The 20,130-nt window shown below is 72.4% G+C and carries 21 protein-coding genes; 11 read left to right on the top strand and 10 right to left on the bottom strand.

All coding sequences use genetic code 11. The features are described from left to right. The first annotated feature begins 114 nt into the window (after positions 1-114). Entirely contained in the window at positions 115-564 is a 450-nt protein-coding gene (locus ACIPK4_RS20415) for a hypothetical protein (RefSeq protein WP_402314515.1), read from the top strand. Positions 565-621: 57 nt separating this feature from the next. Here ACIPK4_RS20415 and ACIPK4_RS20410 read toward each other — a convergent pair whose 3' ends face one another. Continuing rightward, positions 622-1,080 (bottom strand): SHOCT domain-containing protein, encoded by a 459-nt coding sequence (locus tag ACIPK4_RS20410; protein WP_402314513.1) that lies wholly within the window; start codon positions 1,078-1,080, stop codon positions 622-624. A gap of 377 nt (positions 1,081-1,457) precedes the next feature. Here ACIPK4_RS20410 and ACIPK4_RS20405 point away from each other — a divergent pair, with 377 nt between their 5' ends. Next, entirely contained in the window at positions 1,458-1,967 is a 510-nt protein-coding gene (locus ACIPK4_RS20405) for a hypothetical protein (RefSeq protein WP_402314511.1), read from the top strand. Here the strand turns inward: ACIPK4_RS20405 and ACIPK4_RS20400 are convergent. Then, entirely contained in the window at positions 1,946-3,166 is a 1,221-nt protein-coding gene (locus ACIPK4_RS20400; RefSeq protein ID WP_402314510.1) for an FAD-dependent monooxygenase, read from the bottom strand. The two genes, ACIPK4_RS20405 and ACIPK4_RS20400, sit on opposite strands and share 22 nt — an antisense overlap. 71 nt (positions 3,167-3,237) lie before the next feature. On the opposite strand from ACIPK4_RS20400, the gene ACIPK4_RS20395 reads away from it, so the two are divergent. Next, positions 3,238-3,795, top strand: coding sequence for a TetR/AcrR family transcriptional regulator (locus ACIPK4_RS20395; RefSeq protein ID WP_402314508.1), 558 nt, complete (start codon positions 3,238-3,240; stop codon positions 3,793-3,795). A gap of 250 nt (positions 3,796-4,045) precedes the next feature. Here ACIPK4_RS20395 and ACIPK4_RS20390 read toward each other — a convergent pair whose 3' ends face one another. The 3 genes from ACIPK4_RS20390 to ACIPK4_RS20380 form a co-directional block, all read right to left on the bottom strand. After that, positions 4,046-4,795 carry a hypothetical protein gene (locus ACIPK4_RS20390; protein ID WP_402314506.1) on the bottom strand — a complete coding sequence of 250 codons (750 nt, stop codon included), beginning with the start codon at positions 4,793-4,795 and terminating at the stop codon, positions 4,046-4,048. 165 nt (positions 4,796-4,960) lie between these two features. Further along, positions 4,961-5,821 carry an SAM-dependent methyltransferase gene (locus ACIPK4_RS20385; protein ID WP_402314504.1) on the bottom strand — a complete coding sequence of 287 codons (861 nt, stop codon included), beginning with the start codon at positions 5,819-5,821 and terminating at the stop codon, positions 4,961-4,963. 145 nt (positions 5,822-5,966) lie between these two features. Then, complete coding sequence (locus ACIPK4_RS20380) at positions 5,967-6,710, bottom strand: SDR family oxidoreductase (RefSeq protein WP_402314502.1); 744 nt, start codon at positions 6,708-6,710, stop codon at positions 5,967-5,969. Between the two features lie 86 nt (positions 6,711-6,796). On the opposite strand from ACIPK4_RS20380, the gene ACIPK4_RS20375 reads away from it, so the two are divergent. Beyond that, complete coding sequence (locus ACIPK4_RS20375) at positions 6,797-7,321, top strand: RrF2 family transcriptional regulator (RefSeq protein ID WP_402314500.1); 525 nt, start codon at positions 6,797-6,799, stop codon at positions 7,319-7,321. Between the two features lie 150 nt (positions 7,322-7,471). Here ACIPK4_RS20375 and ACIPK4_RS20370 read toward each other — a convergent pair whose 3' ends face one another. Continuing rightward, entirely contained in the window at positions 7,472-7,972 is a 501-nt protein-coding gene (locus ACIPK4_RS20370; protein ID WP_402314498.1) for a DUF5709 domain-containing protein, read from the bottom strand. 439 nt (positions 7,973-8,411) lie between these two features. On the opposite strand from ACIPK4_RS20370, the gene ACIPK4_RS20365 reads away from it, so the two are divergent. Beyond that, on the top strand, positions 8,412-10,862 hold the full coding sequence (locus ACIPK4_RS20365) for a SpoIIE family protein phosphatase (RefSeq protein ID WP_402314496.1): 2,451 nt from the start codon (positions 8,412-8,414) through the stop codon (positions 10,860-10,862). 13 nt (positions 10,863-10,875) lie between these two features. On the opposite strand, the gene ACIPK4_RS20360 is transcribed toward ACIPK4_RS20365, so the two are convergent. After that, a complete protein-coding gene (locus ACIPK4_RS20360) occupies positions 10,876-12,318 on the bottom strand; it encodes an amidase (RefSeq protein ID WP_402314494.1) in 1,443 nt (480 codons plus the stop codon). Positions 12,319-12,450: 132 nt separating this feature from the next. Here ACIPK4_RS20360 and ACIPK4_RS20355 point away from each other — a divergent pair, with 132 nt between their 5' ends. Continuing rightward, positions 12,451-13,068, top strand: a complete 618-nt coding sequence (locus tag ACIPK4_RS20355; protein ID WP_402314492.1) for a TetR/AcrR family transcriptional regulator — start codon at positions 12,451-12,453, stop codon at positions 13,066-13,068. A gap of 66 nt (positions 13,069-13,134) precedes the next feature. Here ACIPK4_RS20355 and ACIPK4_RS20350 read toward each other — a convergent pair whose 3' ends face one another. Continuing rightward, on the bottom strand, positions 13,135-13,983 hold the full coding sequence (locus ACIPK4_RS20350; RefSeq protein ID WP_402314490.1) for a MurR/RpiR family transcriptional regulator: 849 nt from the start codon (positions 13,981-13,983) through the stop codon (positions 13,135-13,137). A 52-nt stretch (positions 13,984-14,035) separates the two neighbouring features. Here ACIPK4_RS20350 and ACIPK4_RS20345 point away from each other — a divergent pair, with 52 nt between their 5' ends. The 4 genes from ACIPK4_RS20345 to ACIPK4_RS20330 all read left to right on the top strand — a co-directional run bounded on the left by ACIPK4_RS20345 (position 14,036) and on the right by ACIPK4_RS20330 (position 17,119). Then, the gene (locus ACIPK4_RS20345) at positions 14,036-14,914 is read left to right on the top strand and encodes an EamA family transporter (RefSeq protein ID WP_402314488.1); all 879 of its coding nucleotides are present in this window, start codon (positions 14,036-14,038) and stop codon (positions 14,912-14,914) included. Between the two features lie 235 nt (positions 14,915-15,149). Beyond that, on the top strand, positions 15,150-15,671 hold the full coding sequence (locus ACIPK4_RS20340) for a MarR family winged helix-turn-helix transcriptional regulator (RefSeq protein ID WP_402314486.1): 522 nt from the start codon (positions 15,150-15,152) through the stop codon (positions 15,669-15,671). A 96-nt stretch (positions 15,672-15,767) separates the two neighbouring features. After that, positions 15,768-16,256, top strand: coding sequence for a hypothetical protein (locus ACIPK4_RS20335; protein ID WP_402314484.1), 489 nt, complete (start codon positions 15,768-15,770; stop codon positions 16,254-16,256). Further along, on the top strand, positions 16,253-17,119 hold the full coding sequence (locus tag ACIPK4_RS20330) for an NmrA family NAD(P)-binding protein (RefSeq protein ID WP_402314482.1): 867 nt from the start codon (positions 16,253-16,255) through the stop codon (positions 17,117-17,119). Before ACIPK4_RS20335 ends, ACIPK4_RS20330 begins: the two co-directional genes overlap by 4 nt. Positions 17,120-17,144: 25 nt before the next feature. Here the strand turns inward: ACIPK4_RS20330 and ACIPK4_RS20325 are convergent, their stop codons facing one another. Continuing rightward, positions 17,145-17,612, bottom strand: a complete 468-nt coding sequence (locus ACIPK4_RS20325) for a cupin domain-containing protein (RefSeq protein WP_402314480.1) — start codon at positions 17,610-17,612, stop codon at positions 17,145-17,147. Positions 17,613-17,688: 76 nt separating this feature from the next. Here ACIPK4_RS20325 and ACIPK4_RS20320 point away from each other — a divergent pair, with 76 nt between their 5' ends. Continuing rightward, a complete protein-coding gene (locus ACIPK4_RS20320) occupies positions 17,689-18,282 on the top strand; it encodes a TetR/AcrR family transcriptional regulator (RefSeq protein ID WP_402314478.1) in 594 nt (197 codons plus the stop codon). Between the two features lie 527 nt (positions 18,283-18,809). Here ACIPK4_RS20320 and ACIPK4_RS20315 read toward each other — a convergent pair. Then, complete coding sequence (locus ACIPK4_RS20315) at positions 18,810-19,838, bottom strand: MerR family transcriptional regulator (RefSeq protein WP_402314476.1); 1,029 nt, start codon at positions 19,836-19,838, stop codon at positions 18,810-18,812. Positions 19,839-20,130: the final 292 nt, after the last annotated feature.

The following is a 20,130-nucleotide window of genomic DNA, read 5'->3' as shown; positions in this document are numbered from 1 at the left end:
TGCACCGCCCGGAACCCGCAACGTCCCGGTTCTGCCGGGGAGTGGGGCTGGCCCCACCACCCTGTGGGGCCAGGCCGATACCGCGTCAGACGGCCGCTCCGTAGCGTCATTGCCATGGAAACCGACGCGAACACCACACCTTCCACGCCTTCCACGCCTTCCACGACCACCGAAAGCGCCCGGGTCGCCTTCGCCGCGATCCGGGTCAGCGTCAAGGTCTACGGCACACTCACCGCCGCCGCCCTCCTGGCGGTCATCGCGGTCGCGGCCACGGGGCACATGGTGAACCCGTTCATGTGGGTCCGCGCGATCCTGCTCCCCCTTACCGCGGTGCTGCTCCACCGCCTGACCGTCTCCGCCTCCCGGGGCTCCCGACGCGCCTTCGAGCGCCTGCGCGGTATCTCGGTCGTCCTCCCGATCGCGATCGTCGGCGTCGATCTGATCCCGGGGGTCTGCCCGTGGTGGTACGCGGCGGTGCAGGCGCTCTGCGTGCTCCCGGTCATCCGCATCGCCTTCACGATACGGGGCACGGCCGTGCGAGCGGCGTGTCCGCAGACGCGCTGACGCGGAGCTCGGCGGCCGTCACCCGCGCGGTGCGGGTGCGGGTGGTTGGTTGGTTGGTCAGGTCATACCGGACGTGGTGGACGAGGGCGTACTGGTTGCCCGGCCCACACCGGCCAGGGCCAGAGCCTTCGCCTGTTCGAATTCCTGCTGGGTGATGATTCCGCGGGCGTGCAGTTCGGAGAGCTTGGCGATTTCGTCGGCGCTGCTCGGCCGGTCGCCGCCCGCAGTCTCCCTGACGTAGGACTCGAACGCCTTGTGCTGCTGCATGGCATTTTCCGTCTCGCGGCGCCCCATGTCCTTGCCACGGACCAGCAGATACACGAAGACCCCGAGGAAGGGCAGCACGATGACGAAGAGCGTCCAGCCCGCCTTGCCCCACCCGCTCAGGGAGTCGTCACGGAACACGTCGATGACGACTCTGAAGAGCAGGAAGATCCATATGACCCACATGAAGAACCACAGCATCGTCCAGAACGCGCCCATCAGCGGGTAGTCGTAGGCGAGGTGCGTCTGCATGGCCGGTCTCCCGTCGCTTGCAGGGGGCTAGGGGCTCGCAGCAGGTGGTCGCGCACCCCGGAGGGGAGCACGTACCCACAGGAATCGGCCTCTTCCTCGCCCGGCTGTGAAGACGTCCGATCCTCCTGGAACCATGCTGCACCCGGGAATCCCCCGGGCACCACCGGAGCCTGGCCGGCCGGCCCGTGTCGGTTCGCCGTGGCGACGACGGCCGCCGTGGGCTCTCGGGCGCGCCGGCCCGCCGGTGAGAAAGCGCCTGCCGCCCTCTGGCGGACGCGCGTAGATCTCCGACACTATTTCCCTGCTCCCCCAGCAGGCCCTTGCTCTCCCCGCACCGCCGTCCCGTCCGTCACGGCCACCAGCAGGAGGCAACCCCGATGAAGCTCCGCTCCGTCCTCACCGCGCTCACCCTCGTCCTCGGCGCGCTGCTCGCGCCCGGAGTCGGCGTCCTCGGCGGCGCCACCGCCGCGCACGCGGCCACCAAGATCAGCCATGCCACCGCGACCTCGATGTTCCGCAACTCCGCCATCACCTGGTCGTCGTCCGGCGGCTGCTCGGACCGCAACAACTCGACCTGCACGTCCTTCGAGCAGCTCAACCTCGCCACCGCGCAAGGCGCCCAGACCCTCAAGAGCGCCAGTGGCTGCGCCCTGAACATCACCGGGGGCACCGAGGCCGGTCACGCGAGCGGCACCTACTCGCACTGGAACGGCTACAAACTCGACTTCGGCAAGTACACCTGCCTCGGGAACTACATCAAGAGCACGTTCAGCTACATCGGCCTGCGCGGCGACGGCGCACCGCAGTGGAAGTCCGGCGCCGGCAACGTCTACGCCGACGAGGGCAGCCACTGGGACGTGACGTTCTACAACTGTGGCGGCTGCTGACCCGACGACCCGGACCGCTCGTTCCCGGGGCGCGGTGCGCATCCGTTCAGTTGGGGTGGGGTCCAGTCGTGGTGCCGAAGGATCATGCGCGTTGCGGCGCGTGAGGGTGTCAGCCGCATCACCGTGTTCCGCACGGCGACGGCCAGTGGGTGCGAGAGCCGGTGGCCCATCCGCCCGGCTTGCCGAGCGGCCCGGGCGACTGCCTGGCTGCGCGGGCGGCGCTCGGCGTCGTAGAGGGTGAGCGCGGCATCGACGGTGGGCTCGGCGGCGAGTGCGGCGGCCAAGGTGACCGCGTCCTCCAGCGCTTGGCACGCGCCCTGGCCGAGGTTGGGGGTCATCGCGTGTGCCGCGTCCCCGAGCAGTGCGATCCGGCCGACGGTGTACCAGGGCAGCGGCGTTCGAAGTTCGTGCACGTCGTGTTGCAGCACGGCGGTGGGCCGGGTCGCGTCGAGCAGGGCGGGTATCGGTTCATGCCAGGTGCGAAACCGTCGCCGCAGTTCGGCGATCGGGTCGGCGAACCGGGTTCCGGCGGGCAGGTCGAGGACGGCGTGCCACTCGGCACGTCCGTCAGGGAACGCGATGTGCCCGAACTCGGCCCCGTGCCCCCACGTCAGCTCGAAGTCGGTGCGCAGGTCGACCGCCTGCTCGGTGATGGCGCGCAGCACGGCCGACCCGCTGTAGACCGGGCCCGGATGGGCCGGGAAGAGCAGGCTGCGCACCTTGCTGCCGATGCCGTCGGCCGCCACCACCAGGTCAGAGTCCAGAACCGTGTCTGCGCAGGCGACGTGAACCGCCCGCGGGGCGATCTGCCGGACGGAACGGACGTCCGAGCCGGTCAACAGCGCCGCCGCGGGCAGGGCCTCGCGCAGCAGCCGGTGCAGGGTGGCGCGGGGGATGCCCGTGATCGGCGTGCCCACCGCCTGCTCCAGCGCCGCGCCGTCCATCCGGGTCAGCCAAGCACCGTCCGGTGTGCGGGTGCCTCCGGTGTACTGGCCCCGCGCCGCCCCCCTCACCGCGTCGCCGACGCCCAGTTCGTCCAGGGCCCGCAGTCCATTGGCGGCCAGGGAGATGCCCGCCCCCGCGTCCTCGAGCGTGGACGAGCGCTCGACGACCGTGACCTCCCAGCCGACGCGGCGCAGGCCGATCGCGGCGGCCAGCCCGCCGATGCCCCCGCCGACGACCACTGCCGTGCCTGCCATGCCACACCCCCGCGTTCTACACCTGTAGAAGAAGGAGGGTATCGGAAGCACTACAGGTGTAGAAAGGGACCATGGCTTCGGATCGGCGCACCCTCCTCGCGGACGCGGCTCTCGACGTACTCGCCGACGAAGGGATCCGCGGCCTGACGCACCGTGCGGTCGACCGGAGGGCGGCCCTGCCGCCCGGCACCACTTCGGCCTACTTCCGGACCCGGGCCGCGCTGCTCACCGGACTCGTCACCCGCCTCGTTGAACGCGACCAGGCGGAGCTGCACATGATGGCCGAGGCGCTTCCGCCGCTGCGCTCGGTCGAGGAACTGGTGGACGCCATGGTCATGCTCACCCGGCAGCGGTTGACCGGAGAGGGCCGCCGCCGCTCGCTCGCCCGCTACGCCTGCGCCGTCGAGAGCGTTCGCGACCCCGAACTGCGCGCGATCCTCGTCCCCCGCGAGAACGCCGGCCGTGAGGCCGTCCGGCTGTTCCTCGCCGAACGCGGCGTGCCGGATGTCGACAACCGCACCCACATCCTGCTGACCTGCATCGACGGCTTGGTCTTCGATGGGCTCGTGAGCGGCGGCGAAGTACCGCGCGCGGCCCTCGAAGGCCTGACCGCGGCCGCCCTGCGCTAGGCCCTGTCGTCAAACTGCCGTCTGCCCTCCGGGCGACGACGGGAGTTTGACGACAGGGCCTGGTCCACCGGGCGAACCAGCGGGCAAGTGGCCCACCCGCGGGGATCTGAGGTGGCCCGGTTCGTGCGCCAGACATGCCCCAAGACGCCGCGGTTATCCGCCCGTTGTGCGGGATGCGCCTCTCGGGGTTCTTCCAAGAGGCGCATCGCGGGTCCTGCCGCCGTGCGGGCGCAGCAATCTGCCGGTCGGGTCAGTGGGCTGCCGTCAGGGCGGCGTCCGTGTTGTAGGGCGCGAAGTCGGCGTTGTCCTTGCAGCCGAGTTCCTCGAAGGTGCTGACCTTGGTCACCGGGTCCGTGTAGGTGAGACGGTACTTGCAGGCGCCCTTGATGTAGCGGCCCTTGACCCCGCCGGGGAAGTCGATCTCCTTGTTCCAGAGGTAGGGCGAGTTGTAGTCGTTCAGACGGGCGGTGGCGTTCACGTCGATGCCGCCGGGGGCGTAGATCTCGTAGACCCAGCCCGTCTTCGCGGTGCCGTAGGTGGCGAACTTCTGGGCGACCCACTTTTCGCAACTGGTGCTGAGATGGGCGCTGTTCTGGCCGCCGCCCTTGACGATGTACTCGGCGAGCGGGGTCACCTGGTCGCCCCGGGGCGTGAACCCGGTCTGGAAGATCTCCTCAACGGTTTCCCGGGTGTCGCCACGCCACAGGGTGTTCACGTCGGTACGCCACTGCCAGCGCTCTGCCGCGGCTGCGGAGGCGACGGGGCGGGCGATGGACGGGTTGGTCGTCGTAAGCCACCAGTCCCAGGCCCGGTACTCGACCGTCGGTCCACAGGGGGTGGTCAGACCGTCGTCGGCGGCCCGCGGCGCCGGACGTACGGCCGGTGCCGAAACGGAAGTGGAGTGCGGGAGGACGGCCGGGGCGACGGCGGCCGATGCCGGGGCGACCGCGGCGGACACGAGGGAGAGAGCGGCGAGCACCCGCAGAGCGGACTGCAGCATGGTGAAGACCCATCAGTCGATCAATGTGACGGGTCTCGTTATAGGGGCGGGCCCGGACGCGACCGGGACCCGGCGGGTGACGTCCACCCGCACGGGGGGAACAGTCATACTGGGAAAACGATCAACCTCGCGGGCAAGCCCCATCCCCGCCCCTCCCCGATTCGCTCACACCGCCGTGCGACGGGCGTGGAAGAGACCCCAGCGCAGCAGCTGACGACGGGTGATGTCCGCCCAGAGCGGGAGGTTGTCCAGCAGGTCGTCGAGGTAGGCGGGGCTGATCACCTCGCGCAGTTCGTCGGCTCGGCGCCGCACCTCTTCGTCGAGGCGGGCGTAGTGGGTGCGCAGATGCTCGGTGCCGTCCTCGAAATCGGCCTTCAGACCGAGGCGTGACAGGTGCCCCTGGTAAAACGAGGGCGTGGCCAGCGCCTGCACCCCCAGGCGGGACAGGGCCGGCCGCACTGCCTCGACCGGGGTCGTCCCGGCGGCCATGATGTCGGAGAACACCAGGGCGCCGCCCGGTTTGAGTACGCGCACCGCCTCCTGCAGTGCGCCGCCCCGGTCCTCCACGTGGCAGAGCACCTCCAGCGACCAGACCACGTCGAATCGCCCCGATGCGTAGGGGAGGTTGCTCAGGGAGCCGGTCTCGACCTCGATCAGGTGATCCAGCCCGCGCAGCGCATTGGACGCGCGGTGGCGACGGTTGTGCTCCGCACTGAGGTCCAGGGCCACCACCCGGCAGCCGAAGCGCTCGGCGAGCGCCCGGGACGAGCCGCCGTACCCCGCACCGAGGTCGAGTACCACGGCGTCCGGGCCGAGCAGATCCGCAACGCGGTCCGCGGCCTGGCGCACCGTACGGCGGGAGGCTTCGGCGATCGCCTCCTCCGCACGGGCGTACACGCCGATGTGGATGTCCTCACCGCCCCAGACGGCCTCGTAGAAGGCGTCGACATCGCCGGTCTCGTAGTAGCGGCGAGTGGAGGCCTCATGATCGGGAACATGTTCGGCGTCCGTGCTCTTCTCGGTCATGGTCGGTCGATTCCCCGACGCGGCCCGGCCGACTCCTGATGCCTGACTCCCGACTCTCCCGACTCCCAACTCCCCGCTCCCGACTGCTGCAGATGGCCGTCTGCGGGCTCAGGCGCAACCGCCCACCCGCCGACGGTCGCCGGGATCACCGGGTGTGGCCATCGAGCCAGTCCTCGTAGCGGGTGGGGGCCAGGCGTGCCCCGTCGCCGGCGATGAGGACGTCGCCCACCACGGCCGCGAACATGCCCGCCTGCGCGTCGGTGACGACCGTGCGCCCGTCCTTGCGGGCGGTCAGCGTGAGACGGCCGAGCTCGTCCAGCGGGAAGACCTCGGGACCCGCGACGTCGAGGGTGCCGCTCAGCGCGGGGGCGGTGGCGACGTCGGCCAGCGCCGCCACCACGTCGGCCGCCGCCATCGGCTGCACGGGCGTGGCCGGCAGCCGGACGGCACTGTCGTCGGCGGTCCAGGAGATGACCGCGTCCATGAACTCGAAGAACTGGGTGGCGCGCACGATGGAGTACGGGGTGGGGCCCTTGCGCAGCAGTTCTTCCTGGAGCGTTTTCGCGCGGTAGTAGTCGAGCTGCGGCACCCGGTCGACCCCGACGATGGAGAGGATGGCCTGGTGCCGGACGCCCGCGCGTTCGCCCGCCGCCAGCAGGTTTCCCATGGTGGTGCGGAAGAACTCCGGGGAGGCTTCGTCGAACGTGGGCGAGTTCGTCACGTTGACGACCGTGTCGGCGCCTTCGAGTGCCCGGTCGAGCCCCGCGCCGGTGAGCAGGTCGACCCCGGTCGAGAGGGACGCGGCGACCACATCGTGTCCGGCCTCGCGGAGCCTGGACACGAGCTGGGAACCGATCAGTCCGGTGCCGCCGATGACGGTGATCTTCATGGCCGTACCCCTCTCCATCAAACTCGGATAACTCTTGTCCGAGATGATACTCGGATAGTCTGGGTCCGAGTCAAACGGGAGGGCGCGTGAAGTTGTCAGGTGGCGTCGAGTGGGCGCTGCACTGCTGCGTGGTGCTGACCGCGGCGACCGAGCCCGTCCCGGCGGCCCGGCTGGCGCTGCTGCACGACGTCTCCCCCAGCTACCTCGCCAAGCAGATGCAGGCGCTGTCCCGCGCGGGCCTCGTGACGTCCGTCCAGGGCAAGACGGGCGGATACGCCCTGACCAGGGCCGCGTCCGAGATCACGGTGCTGGATGTGGTGCAGGCCGTCGACGGCGCGAATCCGGCCTTCGTGTGCACGGAGATCCGCCAGCGCGGGCCGCTCGGGACCCCGCCGGAGGAGTGCACGAAGCCGTGCGGGATCGCACGCGTGATGGGGGCCGCCGATGCGGCCTGGCGGGCGTCCCTGCAGGGCGTGACCATCGCCGACCTGGTCGGCTCGGTGGAGCGGGACAGCGGGCCCGGGGCGCTCCCGGCCGTCGGCGCCTGGCTGAACCCGGCCACCGGTTCGGGCGGTGCCCATACGGAGGGAGGGACCGGCGCCGCGCGGTGAGCGGGGGCCGCCGCTCGACGGTTCGGTACGCACCCTGAGCTGGTGATCTCGGGCTTCGCCCGGCTGGGACCAGGGAAACTCGCCGAGTTGACGGCGGCCGACGCCCTCGTCACCGACGATCGGACGCGAGTCCGTCGGACGACCTCGCCCTCACTCGCCGCCGGCGGCGCCGTCGTAACCGGAGCCCTCGGTGTCGGGCTCGGTCTCGTCGGGTTCCTCGATGATGTGCATGGCCGCCTCCTCCGCCGATGCCGCCCCGCCGTTGACGCCCACGTCGTGGGCCACGACCGAGACGTGGCGCGTGGGCCCCGCCTCGTCCTCGGGCGCCAGCCGTCCGGCCCGTACGGAACCGGCCTGCGGGTCTTCGGCGTTCTCGTCGGCCAGCTCCTCCCACGCCGGCTCGTCCGGATCGGGCTCGGGCAGCTCGCGGGCCAGACGCTGGTCGAGGGTCTCACCGACGAGACGGCCCTCCGCGGTGGTGGCGGAGTCGTTGACCGCCAGCGGCCGCTCGGGCGGCGAGTACCCGGTGTCGAGCATCTCGTCGAGGCCGGGTTCGTCCAAGGCGTTGTCCAGGTCGGGCCGCGCCTCGGCCGGTTCGTCGCCCTCGTGCGGTTGGTAGACCTCGTCGCCGTGCGATTCGATGCTGCTCATGGCGCCTCCCAGATCAAAGGCCAGGACTATGGCGTAGGCCGGGAAGGCACCGCCGCCCGCTTCGGGTCCTGGTGTCACACGAGGATCAGGGTCCCGAGGATCAGGGTCCGGGTCACTTACCGGATGTTTCTGATCATATCTGGCGGCTCCCCCTGATCGACGATGTCATGCCTGCCGAATACGGCGCCCGGACCCGGTCCCGCGCGTTCCGGCGGGCACGTCGCGTCACGCCACACCTCCGCTGCGCACGCACCCCCGCACCCGCACGGCCATGGCAGGACGACCTGTACGGGCAAGACGCCCCTCCGGTGCGGTGGCGCGGCGCCCTTTCCTCCGCCCCCGGCGGACGACGCCCTGACTCGCGCCGACCCTGCGATGCGCTACAGCATGGAGGGAGGGCGGTCGACCGCGGCTGCCGTGCAGAAGGGCATGACAGAACGTGACCAGGCAGCGCTTTGCGTTCTGCGGGGCTGAGCTGGCCGCTGTCTACGTACTCAACGAGGGCCGCAAGGAACTCCATCTGGCCGAGGTGACCGGAAACCGCGCCATGCTGTACGGCCTGCCGGCGGTCCTCTCCGTGGACGGGCACTCCCCGGCCGCCGAGGCCCACCGCTCGGGCCGGCCGCTGTGGCTCAACCCGAAAGCACTGGCCGCCTACATCGAGGAGGACCCGCACTATTTCCCCGGCCGGGTGCGGGACGACTCCGTCAGGGCATCGCCTGCCAAATTCTCCCTCGGGGCCCTGCCGCTCGGGCACGGCTCCAAGCAGCTGGGCTGCCTCATCGTCGCCGGCGAGGTCCCCGACGGGTTCAGCGACGACCGCCGGAACCTGCTGGAGCTGTACGCCGACCAGGTGGCCGCCGGACTGGAATCGGTGGCCGCCCACGCGCCCGGGCGGGCGGCGCCGCGCCCCGTGCTGGGACACACGCTGGTGCCGCTGCGGGGCGGAGCGTTCATCCTGGACCTCGCCACCGGCCGCATGGAGGCGCACGCGCGCGTGCTGGAGCTGCTGGGCATCGAGCCCGACCAGTTCGGCGGCCACGTGGACGCGCTGCTCGCGCGAGCCGTGCCGGACGACATCCCCGCACTGATGGCCATCGTGGAGCCGGACAGGCTCACGACGGATCCGCAGCAGCTGGCGTTCCGCATCCGCCGGCCGGGTGGTGAACTGCGCTGGCTGGGCCTGCGGTGCCGGGTGATGATGGACGACGACGGCACCCCGGTGCGGGTCCTCGGCGTGGTGGCCGACGCCTCCTACCTGCGCCCCACTGCGGACGACGTCTCCATCGTGCAGCGGCTGTCCACCAAGCTGGCCGGCGCGACGACCATCCGGGACGTCAGCCAGATCGTCGTCACCTCCCTGCGCGCCCCGCTGGAGGCGAGCCGGGTGGCGGTCGCCGAGCTGGAGGCCGACCGGCTCGTGGTGACCGTCCTCGACCCTCCCGAGCCGCGCGCCTGGCCGGGCATGTGGCGTTCGGAGTGGCGGTCCGAGTGGCCGGACGCCTCGATGCACGACCTGCCGACGCTGCAGAACGCGCTCCGGGAGGGCCATGTGAGCCTGTGGCCGCCGGGAGCGGACCTGGAACCCGCCCTCGCCGGGATCGGGCCCGGCGGGCTCGCCGTCCTGCCGCTGCCGGCGGACGGACGGATGGTCGGCGTCTGCCTCGTGGGGTGGGACGGTGAGCACCGGTTCGGACCGGAGGAGCGGTCGCTGCTGACCGCCACGGCGGCGCTGGTGGGGCAGGCGCTGACGCGCGCGCACGCGCTGGACGCCGGTCACGAACTCGCCACGATGCTCCAGCGCAGCCTGCTGCCACGCAAGCTCCCCCCGCTGCCGGGCGGAGTGGCCGTGGCCCGTTACCTGCCCGCGACCGTGGGGCTCGAAGTGGGCGGCGACTGGTACGACGTCATCCCGCTCAGCGACGGCCACGTGGCCCTGGTCATCGGCGACGTGCAGGGGCACAGCGCGGGAGCTGCGACCATCATGGGCCAGATCCGGACGGCCGTGAGGGCCTACGCGGTGGAGCGTCACCCGCCCGACGTGGTCATCGCCCGGGCCAACCGGCTGCTCGTCGGCATGGAGACGGACCTGTTCGCCACCTGTCTGTACGTGGACCTGGACATGGAGGAGGGCATCGCCTGGTTCGTCCGTGCCGGTCACCTCCAGCCGATCCTGCGTTACCCGGACGGCAGCGCCGAGGAGCTGGCGGTCGAGGGAGGGCCTCCCCTGGGAGTGGTGACGGACACCGAATTCCCCATGACGGAGGTCGGACTGGTCCCCGGTAGCGTGCTGGCCCTGCTCACGGACGGCATGGTCGAATCGTCGAACGTCCGCCTGGAGGACGGCATGCGCCGGGTGTGCGAGGTGCTGGCCGCGGCGGACCCGGCCGACCCGGGGATGATGGCCGACGAACTGGTCGCGCGGGTCAACCGGCGGGACGACGACGTGGCGCTGCTGCTCATGCGCTACGACGGCACCCGTGTCCGGCCGATGCGGACGTACTGGACCGTGTGGCGGCTCCCCAACGCCGTCCACCACGCGCGTCGTTTCGCCGCGCGGACCCTGCGCTCGTGGGGTGTGGTGGCGGAACTCGACGTCGCCCTGCTGGTGGTCTCCGAGCTGGTCACCAATGCGATCGCCCATACGCAGGGAGAGGTGCGGCTGGATCTGACGCTGTCGGCGGACCGGCTGCGCATTTCGGTGAACGACGCCTCGCCCCGCAGCCCGGTCAAGCCCGGGGACGTGGACTGGTCGGCGACCGGGGGCCGCGGGATCCTCATCGTCGAGGCGACGACCGCGTCGTGGGGCGCGGTGCCGCTCAGCAGCGGCAAGCAGGTGTGGGCCGAGGTGTCGCTGGACCCGCGCGAGCGGCTGAACGGGCGCGGGTAGCGACCCAGCGGCCTCAGTCCTGGCCGGCCCGGACGGGGGGTGTGCGGTGCGCCCATGGAGCGGCCCGCTCCAGTTGCCCGGCGAGGCGGAACAGGACGTCCTCGCGCCCGTACCCGGCGGCGAACTGGATGCCGATGGGCATGCCGGTGGCCGGGTCGGCCGCCAGCGGCACCGACATGGCGGGGGTGCCGGCGACGTTGAAGGCGGCGGTGAAGGGCGACCGGTGGAACAGGTGCTCCAGCCAGCCGCGGCCGTCCGTCCCCTCCGCGCCCTCCCCGTAGGCGCCTATGGCCAAGGGGAGTTCGGGGAGGGTGGGGGTGAGCAGGACGTCGTGACGGTCGAAGTGCGCGCCGATCGACCGGGCGACCCGGTTGCGCACGTCGAGGGCCTGCACGAACTCGGCGCCGCTGACCCGGCGTCCCCAGGTGTAGCTCGCCAGCATCTCGGGCTCGACGGTCGTCTCGTCCACGGGGCGGCCGAACGCCTCGGCGAATCCGTCGATCCAGGTCACCAGGTTCGCCGTCCACAGCCGGGCGTTGGCGAGGACGAATTCCTCCCAGCCCACCCCGAGGTTCACGTCGGTGGGTTCGACCCGGTGGCCGAGGGAGTCCAGCAGGCGGGCGGCGGCCAGGGTGGCCTCCCGCACCGCCGGCTCCACGGGGCGCCCGTTCCAGGGGGTGGTGAGCAGTCCGACGCGCAGCCGGCCGGGATCGCGGATGATCTCCTCGGCGTAGGGGCGTCGGGGAGGTGCCGCGAAGTAGGGATCGCCGCTTTCGGGACCGTGGATCAGGTCGAGGAGCGTCGCGCTGTCCCGGACGGTCCGGCTGAGGCCGCCGTGCACGGCCAGACCGTTGAAGACCTCGTCGGCGTCCGGTCCCATGGAGATGCGACCGCGGGTGGGTTTGAGTCCGAACAGCCCCGTACTGGCGGCGGGGACGCGGATCGAACCGGCCGCGTCGGTGGCGTGTGCCAAGGGGGTGATGCCGGCGGCGACGGCTGCGGCGGACCCGCCGCTGGAACCCCCCGCGGTCCGGTTGAGGTCCCAGGGGTTGCGGGTCGCTCCGTGGAGGACCGGTTCCGTGGTGGTGCTGTAGGCGAATTCGGGGGACGCCGTACGGCCGAGCGTCACCAGGCCGGCCCGCCTGAACCGTCGCATGAGGTGGGAGTCGGCCGTTGCCGTGTTACCGGCGGCGAGGCGGCTGCCCAGTTCGACGCGCTTGCCCTTCATGGCCACGGCCAGGTCCTTGATGAGGAACGGGACGCCGGCGAGGGGTGTGCTGCCCGGGGTCGGAGCGTCCTCGGCCGGCCAGTTCTCCACGACGGCGTTGATGCGGGGATCGACGGCGGCCATCGCGGCCTGGGCCGCGGCGGCGAGTTCCGCGGCGGTGACCTCGCCTCGCGCGACGAGTGCGGCCAGACCGACGGCGTCGTACCGGGTGTATTCGTGCAGTTCCAAAATGCTCAGCCTCACGGTCGCGGCAGGTGGTTCCGATCGGTCCCATGCGATACCGATCGGTATCGTTCGGGGTCGGTCGGTAACGTAGCATGGGCCGCGAGAGGCCGGTGACGGCGACGAAGTGAGGCGGAGATGGCAAGCAGCCCCCCGAGGCCCGGCAGGGACACGCGAGTGGCCCGCCTGCCCCCGCGCGAGCGCATCCTCGACGCCGCCGAGGAACTCTTCCTGCGCGAGGGCATCAGAGCGGTCGGGGTCCAGGCCATCGCCGAGCAGGCGAAGACCACCAAGATGGCCCTGTACCGGCACTTCGCCACCAAAGACGCCCTGATCGAGGAGTGGCTGAGGATCGTCGCGGCGGGCTACGCGGCCGCTTTCGACGCTGCGGAGACCGAGCACCCCGGCGACGGCCGGGCCCAGGTCCTCGCGGTGGCGCGGTTCATCGCCGAGGGGCTGCCCGACATCGCACGGCGCGGCTGCCCCTTCGTCAACTCGATCGCGGGCCTGCCGGACCGGGCACACCCGGCCCGCCGGCTGATCGAGGAGCACAAGGCCACCCAGCTGCGCCGGCTCACGGACATGTGCAGCAGCGCCGATGCGCGGACTCCCGACGGGGCCGCTGCAGAGATCACCTTCCTCTTGGAGGGTGCTCAGGTCAGCGCCCAGAACGGGAGCGTCGACCGCGTGGGCGAGCGGCTCCTCACCGCGGTCGAGGCCGTCCTGGACCGGGGCGGGGCGGTCGGCGGGCGCTGAGCCGACGCCCGTCGCCGCGAGTGGCGGTCAGGAGGAGTGGTCGACGCCCGTCGCCGCGGGTGACGGTCAGGAGGAGTGGTCGACCGTGACGTCGGCCGACAGTCGGAGCGCGGCCTCGGCCGGCGCCCCGCGCAGCCCCAGCAGGGTGAGGGTGAGGGCGTCGACCACGGTGAGGTGGGCCAGCCGGCTGGCGACGGTCTCGAACCCGAACACCAGGTCCTGACCGCCCGCGACCAAGGTGCAGTCGCTGGTCTCGCTCAGCGGCGAGCGGGCGTAGCTCGTGAGGGCGAGGACCCGGGCCCCGGCCCGCCGCGCCCCCCGGGCGGCATCCACGGTGCTGCGCGTGGCCCCCGTGTGACTGATGGCCAGGCAGGCGTCGGCGGATGTCAGCTGCGAGGCGGCCAGCTGCGCCGTCAGCGGGTCGGCCGGCGCGTCGACCGCGCAGCCCAGCGCGCGCAGCCGGTACGCGGTGTCCAGCGCGACCGCGCCGGACAGGCCCGCGCCCACCACCAGCACCCGACCGGCCTCGTCGATCAGTCCCGCAGCCGAGCGCAGCCGCTCGGGCGTCACCGTCGCCGCCACTGCGTCCAGCGCCTCCCGGGCGGCCCGGACGGTGTCGGCCAGGGCGCGGGCGGCGGGATCCCGGTCCCGGGAGGGCTCCTGGGCGGGCGCCTGCCGGGCGGCGGCGATCTTCAGCTCCTGGTAGCCGCGGAAACCCAGTCGCTGGCAGGCCCGTACGACCGTTGAGGGAGCGGTGCCGGCGAGCGCCGCGACATCGCTGACGCTCAGGTGCACCAGCTCGGCGCCCTTGTCCAGGACGACCTGTGCCACGCGCGCCTCGGTCTCACGCAATCCGGACAGGTGGGCCCGTACGTGAGCGGCGAGACCACCCCTCACCGTGGAATCAATTTCCATGAAGTTATGCTACCAAGGAATTCCATTCCACAGCGAGCCGTGGGGAGCGAACGTGCCCGTAAACCTGCCGTCCTTGACGGGCGCGGCCGCCGTGCCCGCCGTCGTCCTCGCCTCGGCGGTACTGCACGCGGTCTGGAACGGCCTCACACACGGCCTGCGCGACAAACTGGCCGGCTTCACCCTCATCAGCCTGGCCTCCGCCGGCTGCGGAGCCGTCCTCGTCTGTCTCGCGCCGCTGCCCGCGCCGGCGGCCTGGCCGTACATCGCCGCCTCGGCCGCGCTGCAGGTCGCATACCAACTCCTGCTGCTGCGCGCCTACCAGCTCGGCGACTTCGGCCAGATGTACCCCACCGCCCGGGGCACCTCACCCGTGGTGGTGGCCCTGGTCTCCACGACCCTCCTCGGCCACTCGCTGCCCGGCGGCCAAGCCCTCGGCATCGCGGTGGTCTCCTGCGGCCTGGCCGGTCTCGCCCTCGCCGACGGACTCCCCGGCCGGGCCCAGCTGCCGGCGCTGGCAGCCGCGGTCGGCACCGGCGTGATGATCGCCTCCTACACCCTCGTCGACGGCAGCGGCGTCCGCGTCTCCGGCAGCGTCTTCGGCTACATCGCCTGGCTCTTCCTCTGCCAGGGGCTCGTCCTCCCGCTGATCGCCTGGGCCCGCCGCGGTCCCGCCCTGCTCACCGCGGTGCGCCCGCTGTGCGGCCGAGGCCTGGCCGGCGGACTGCTCTCGCTCCTGGCGTACGGCCTCGTCGTATGGGCACAGTCCCGCGGAGACCTCGCCACCATCGCCGCACTGCGGGAGACCAGCATCGTCTTCGGCGCCCTGATCGGCGCGGTGGCGTTCCGCGAACGCCTCGGCCACCGGCGCCTCGCCGCCAGCTTCACCGTCCTGACGGGCATCGCGGTGCTCCAGCTCACCGGCGGCGCGTGAGAGCGGGGGTGCGGGCCGCATCCGTGATCGGGGTGCCGGACCGGGACGCGGGGGTCGACGCCTGCTCCGCGGCAGATGAGTGGCCGGTCGGGCCGGGGGCCCGTGGGAGCAGCCGCGCCGGCGGTCATGCGGTGGCGCCGGGAAGGCCGAGGACGAGTGGGACGGCGAACAGGCGGAACACGGACACCGGACAGAACGCTTGACCCGGAGACTGATTAGGCACCATATTACTTCCGTGACCCAGCACCCCGGGGCCGGCCTCGCCGCCCCCACCCTCGACCAGGCCCGCCGCCAGATCGCCCGCTACGGCCTGACGGCAGACCCTCAGGCGATCCTGGTCGCCACGCGGCTCATGGCGGCCGGCGCCCGGATCGGTCAGGCCGGCGAGGTCCACTTCGGCCGCTTCGGCCTCTCCACCGGCCGTTACCGACTGCTGGCCGACCTGGAGGACCACGGCGGCGAGAAGTCGCCTTCGCAGCTCGCGGCGAGCCTCGGCGTCTCCCGCGCGACCGTGACGGGCCTGGTCGACGGACTGGTACGGGAGGGCCTGGTGGCGCGCAGGCCGTCCACCGAGGACGGGCGCGGCAACGTGGTGATCCTCACCGCACGCGGCGCCGACAAGCTGCGCGACCTGGCGCCGGAGCACTTCGCCCGGATGGAGGCGCTGGTCGGCGGACTCTCCCCCGAGGAACGCACCACCTTCCTCGACCTGCTGGGCCGGGTGGTCCAAGGGATGGACGCCCTCACCGACAACTGACGGACGACCGACCCCACCAAGGCGGGCCACCCACGGCCCGCCTCCCTTACACCCCAATAGTTAGGCACCTAATCAATGACCCGGAGAGGATCATCCATGCGCAAGAAGGACCCCGGGGCGTCCGCGGCGCCCCCGCCCTTCGCCCTGTGGCGGGAAGTCCTGGCCGCCTACGCCATGCCCGCCGTGACAGCCGGTCTCGGCGGGGCGGTCACCCGGCAGCCACAGCTGGTGGTGGCGGCGCTCACCACCATCGGCGGCACCTCCGCCCTGGTGGCCGCCGTCCTCGGCGCCGCACTGCGACACCGCCCCGCGCGCACCCGGATCCCGCGCGCGCTCGCGGCCGCCGCCGTGGGCCTGGCCGCCGCGGCGCTCGGCCTGGCGGCCGGCCTCGCCGCCGCCCACTGGCTGCCGCAGGTGCCGAGCCTCGCCGACAGCCCGTGGCCACGCCGGCTGCCGGTCGACCTGTCGCTCTCCTCGGCGATCGCGGCGACCGTCACCACATGGCGCGGGCGCGGCAGCCGCCCCGCCCGCACACCGCAGCACCAGCTCCCCGCCACACCCCGACCCGAAGGACAGACCTCGTGATCGTCATCATGGGCGCCGGTGGCGCCACCGGCGGCGCCACCCTGCGCAGCCTCGCCGCCCTCGGCGTACCGACCCGTTCCCTGAGCCGCGATCCCGGCCGGCTGGCCGCCGCGCTCGACGAGCACACGCTCGCCCGGACCGCGATCCTGCCGGCCGACGCCGCCGACCCGGACTCCCTGCGGACGGCTTTCCGCGGCGCGCACCAGCTCTTCCTCACCATGGCCAACGGGCCGCACCAGGTCCGGTACGAACTGAACGCCGTCGAGGCGGCCGTCGACTGCGGCGTGGGGCACATCGTGAAGGTCTCCGCGCCCGCCGCCGAACCCGACTCCCCCGTCGCCGTCTCCCGTGGCCACCATCTGATCGAGGAGCGGCTGCGGTCCTCGGGCGTCACCACGACCGTGCTGCGGCCGTACGCCTTCATGCAGAAGCTGCTGCTCCTGGCGCCCGGCATCGCCACCGCCGGAGTGGTGCACGGCGCGATGGGCCGGGCGCGGTGCAACTACGTGGACGCCCGGGACATCGGTGACGCCGCGGCTGCGGTCCTCACCGACCCCGGGCCGGCGGGCGGCACGTACCCCCTCACCGGCGGGCGGGCCTACAGCCACCAGGAACTCACCGAGCTGCTGGGCGAGTTGCTCGCCAGGCCGATCCGCTACCTGGACCTCGGCCCGTCCGGACTGCACGCCCACCTGATCGGCCGGGCCGGGATGCCGGAGTGGCTGGCCACGCACGTGGTGGAGATCCAGCAGCTGGCGGTGACCCGCGGGGAGGCGCCCGACGACACGTTCCTCCGCCTGACCGGGCGCGCCCCGCGCACGCTGGAGGCCTTCCTCCGCGAGAACCTGCACCGGTTCCGCTGACACCGGCCGGCTCAAGGGCTGTCCCTCAGGGCCCGGTCTCATAGGTGATGTGGTGGCGGGCCGCCACGGGGTTGATCTTCGCGGGGTCCAGGTCGCCCGCCGTGAGGACGGTGGGGCCCGCCGCGAACAGATCCTCGACGTACCGCTCCCAGCCGCCCGGGGTGGAGATCTGCAGGACCCGAGGGGGCGGGTCCGAGGCGCGCCGCAGGGCGTGCGGGACGCCTCTGGGGAGCAGGGCGAAGGTGCCCCTGGGCGCCGGGTGGGTCCGGTCGTCGAACTCGATGTCGAGGACGCCTTCGAGGACGTAGATGCATTCGTCGGCCCGGTGGTGGGTGTGGCGCGGGATGTCCTTCGCCAGCGTCACCTCCAGGAGTGACAGCCGGCCCTCGGTGTCGGCCGTGGTCGCCTTCACGGCGAAGGCGGGTGGCAGGGGTACGCGGCCCGGGCGGGCGGCCCCGGGTTCCAGCAGGATGAAGCGGTCCTCTTCGGGCATGACGCCGACCCTCCTCGCATGGCACAATATGAACCGGAATCCGATTCCGTTTCAATGGTGCGGAGGAGTGGTCGGCTTGTCAACGCCCTCGACATCCGGCAGTGGCCGCAAGCCGCGTGCCGACGCGGAGCGCAACCGCGCGCTCGTACTGGCGGCGGCCTGCGCCCTGTTCGAGGAACGCGGTGAGGACGTGCAGATGCCCGAGGTGGCCTTGGCCGCCGGGGTGGGCGTCGGCACGCTGTACCGGCATTTCCCGTCGAAGCAGGCGCTCGTGGAAGCGGCGGCGCAGCAGCGGTTCGCCGGGATCCTCCAGCACGCGCTGACCGACTGCCTGCGCGAGCCCGAGGCGGGACAGGGGCTCGCCCGGTACCTGCGACACGTCGGCGGGCTCCTGGCCGACAGCCCGGGCCTGACCGTCGCCGTGGCGACCGCAGTCGGCACGTCGGCGCCCCGCGGGGAGATGCTCGGGCTCCTCGAATCGGCCGTCGCGGCGCTGATCGAGCAGGGACGGACCGCCGGCACCCTGCGGCTCGACCTCACCGTCGCGGATGTGTACATGGTCGTCGGCGGGATGTCCGCGGTCATCCGGACCGGCAGCGGTGACTGGCGCCGTTTCCTCGACCTCACCTTCGGGGGCCTGCTGCCACGGGAGGACGACCCCGTCCCGTGACCTGCGAAACCCTCCCGGGCCGACCGGCTCCGCCGACGCATGCGAGCGGTACGCACGCCGGTGCGCACCGCTCGGCCTGCGGCGGGGCCCCACATGCCGGCCAGTGATGCGCCAGACCGGCCGCGCCACCGAGGCACCCCGGCCATCCACCGGCGCAGGGAGGTGCCCCGCCGCGCCGGCATCCCCGGCGAGCCGCACGGGCTGATGGGCCGCTGCCTGGCGTCGGCCCGTCGGCACAACGGCAACGCCCTGGCGGCCCCGGCCGGTGGAGCGCGTCCGAAGCACCGGTGCGCTACGCACTGACCCGCTTCGAGGCGGCCCCGATGCCCGCCTGGCGCGCACCCGCCCGGCACGACCTCGGCAAGGCATCGTCCTGCGCCACCTCGCCGCCACGACATGGCACGCGAAGCCCTGACGGCCGCCCACGACGCCCTCGTCCGTCTCGGCAACCCCCGGCGGGTCGAAGCCGCCGCCGACCTCGACACCCTGGCGGTGCCGGAGTCACCAAGATCTCGTGGGGCCCGTCGTCACGATGCGGCCTCACGTGGGTTGCGCATCCCGAGGACGTACACCGCGGTGAGCGCAACGGCACGGTCCTCGTCGTGGGACAGGTCCGCCAGGGCACGTTCCGCCACGGCACCCGGGACGTCCGCGAGTGCCTGTGCGAGCCGCCGGCGTACGGCGGGGGCCGAGGCGGCGCGGGCGAGGCGGTGCACGAGCCCGGCGGCGATCCGGTCCGCCGAGGCGGGACTGCTTGCGAGCACGCCCAGCGCATCGGCCGCATCGACGTCGTTCGCCCCCTCGACGATCATGTCCATGAGCGTCTCGGCCGCGTCGGCCGCGTCGGCCGCTCCTCGTGCCCCGAGGGCGAGGGCCGCGTGCCTGCGGACCGCGATGTCGGCGTGCGCGAGGGCCTCGTGCAGCAGTGCGGTGGCTTCGCAACCGTCCATCTCGGCGATGGCCCGGACGGCCCGCAGGCGGACCTCGGGCACCGGAGAGCGGAGGCCCTCGGCCAGCAGGACCGCACCCGCGCCACCCGGTTTCCGGGCCAGAGCCCAGCGGAGGGCCCCGGCGACGTTCGGGTCCGACTCGCTCAGTGCTGCCTCGACCAGGGCTTCCACCGGTACGGGGCCCTCGGCGGCCGAGGACAGGGCCGCGCGCTGGCGCTTGCCGGCGCTCTCCGACTTCAGGCCCCGGAGGAGTGCGACGCTCTGGAGGACGTCTTCCCAGGCGGCGGGTTCCGCGGCACTGATCCGGTTCAGGCGCGTGAGCAGGGCCGTCTCGGCCTCGATGCGTTCCCGGGTCTGCCGGATGAGGTCGTCGACGAGTTCCGAGGGTTTGAAGCCGGGATCGTCGAGCGCAGAGCCGACTTCGCGCAGCGAAAGCCCCAGTGACCGGAGGCTCTCGATGTGGAAGATCCGCCGGATGTCCTCGCCGGAGTACTCGCGATAGCCGGCCCCGGTACGCCCCTCCGGGCGTACCAGGCCCAGCGATTCGTAGTGCCTGAGCATGCGGGCGCTGACCCCGGACCGTCGTGCCACGTCACCGATCCGCACGTCTCGTCACTCCTCCCGGCTGGTTGTGCCGAGGGACATGATGCGCTCCGCACTCCCCGATCGCGCATTCGCCCGGGCTCAGGACCTGGTCTCGTCGCTGCGGTACCAGTCGCCGTGGCGGCTGCCGCCGCTGTGACCGGCCACGCAGACGCGCACCGGCGTGTTCCCGGCAACTTGCAGGCGACCAAGGCAAGTTGATGCCCACGGCAGACGGGTGGCGCAGTGTGAGGGGCCCGGGACCGGGTGTCATCGGGCAGGAGCTGATTCGCCTCGCGGGCCTCCTGCACATCGC

Origin of the sequence: Streptomyces sp. NPDC086989, from assembly GCF_044745505.1 — a bacterium.
GTDB lineage: Bacteria > Actinomycetota > Actinomycetes > Streptomycetales > Streptomycetaceae > Streptomyces.
The sequence above is the reverse complement of the archived record's forward strand: the minus strand, read 5'-3'. Positions and strand labels throughout refer to the sequence as shown.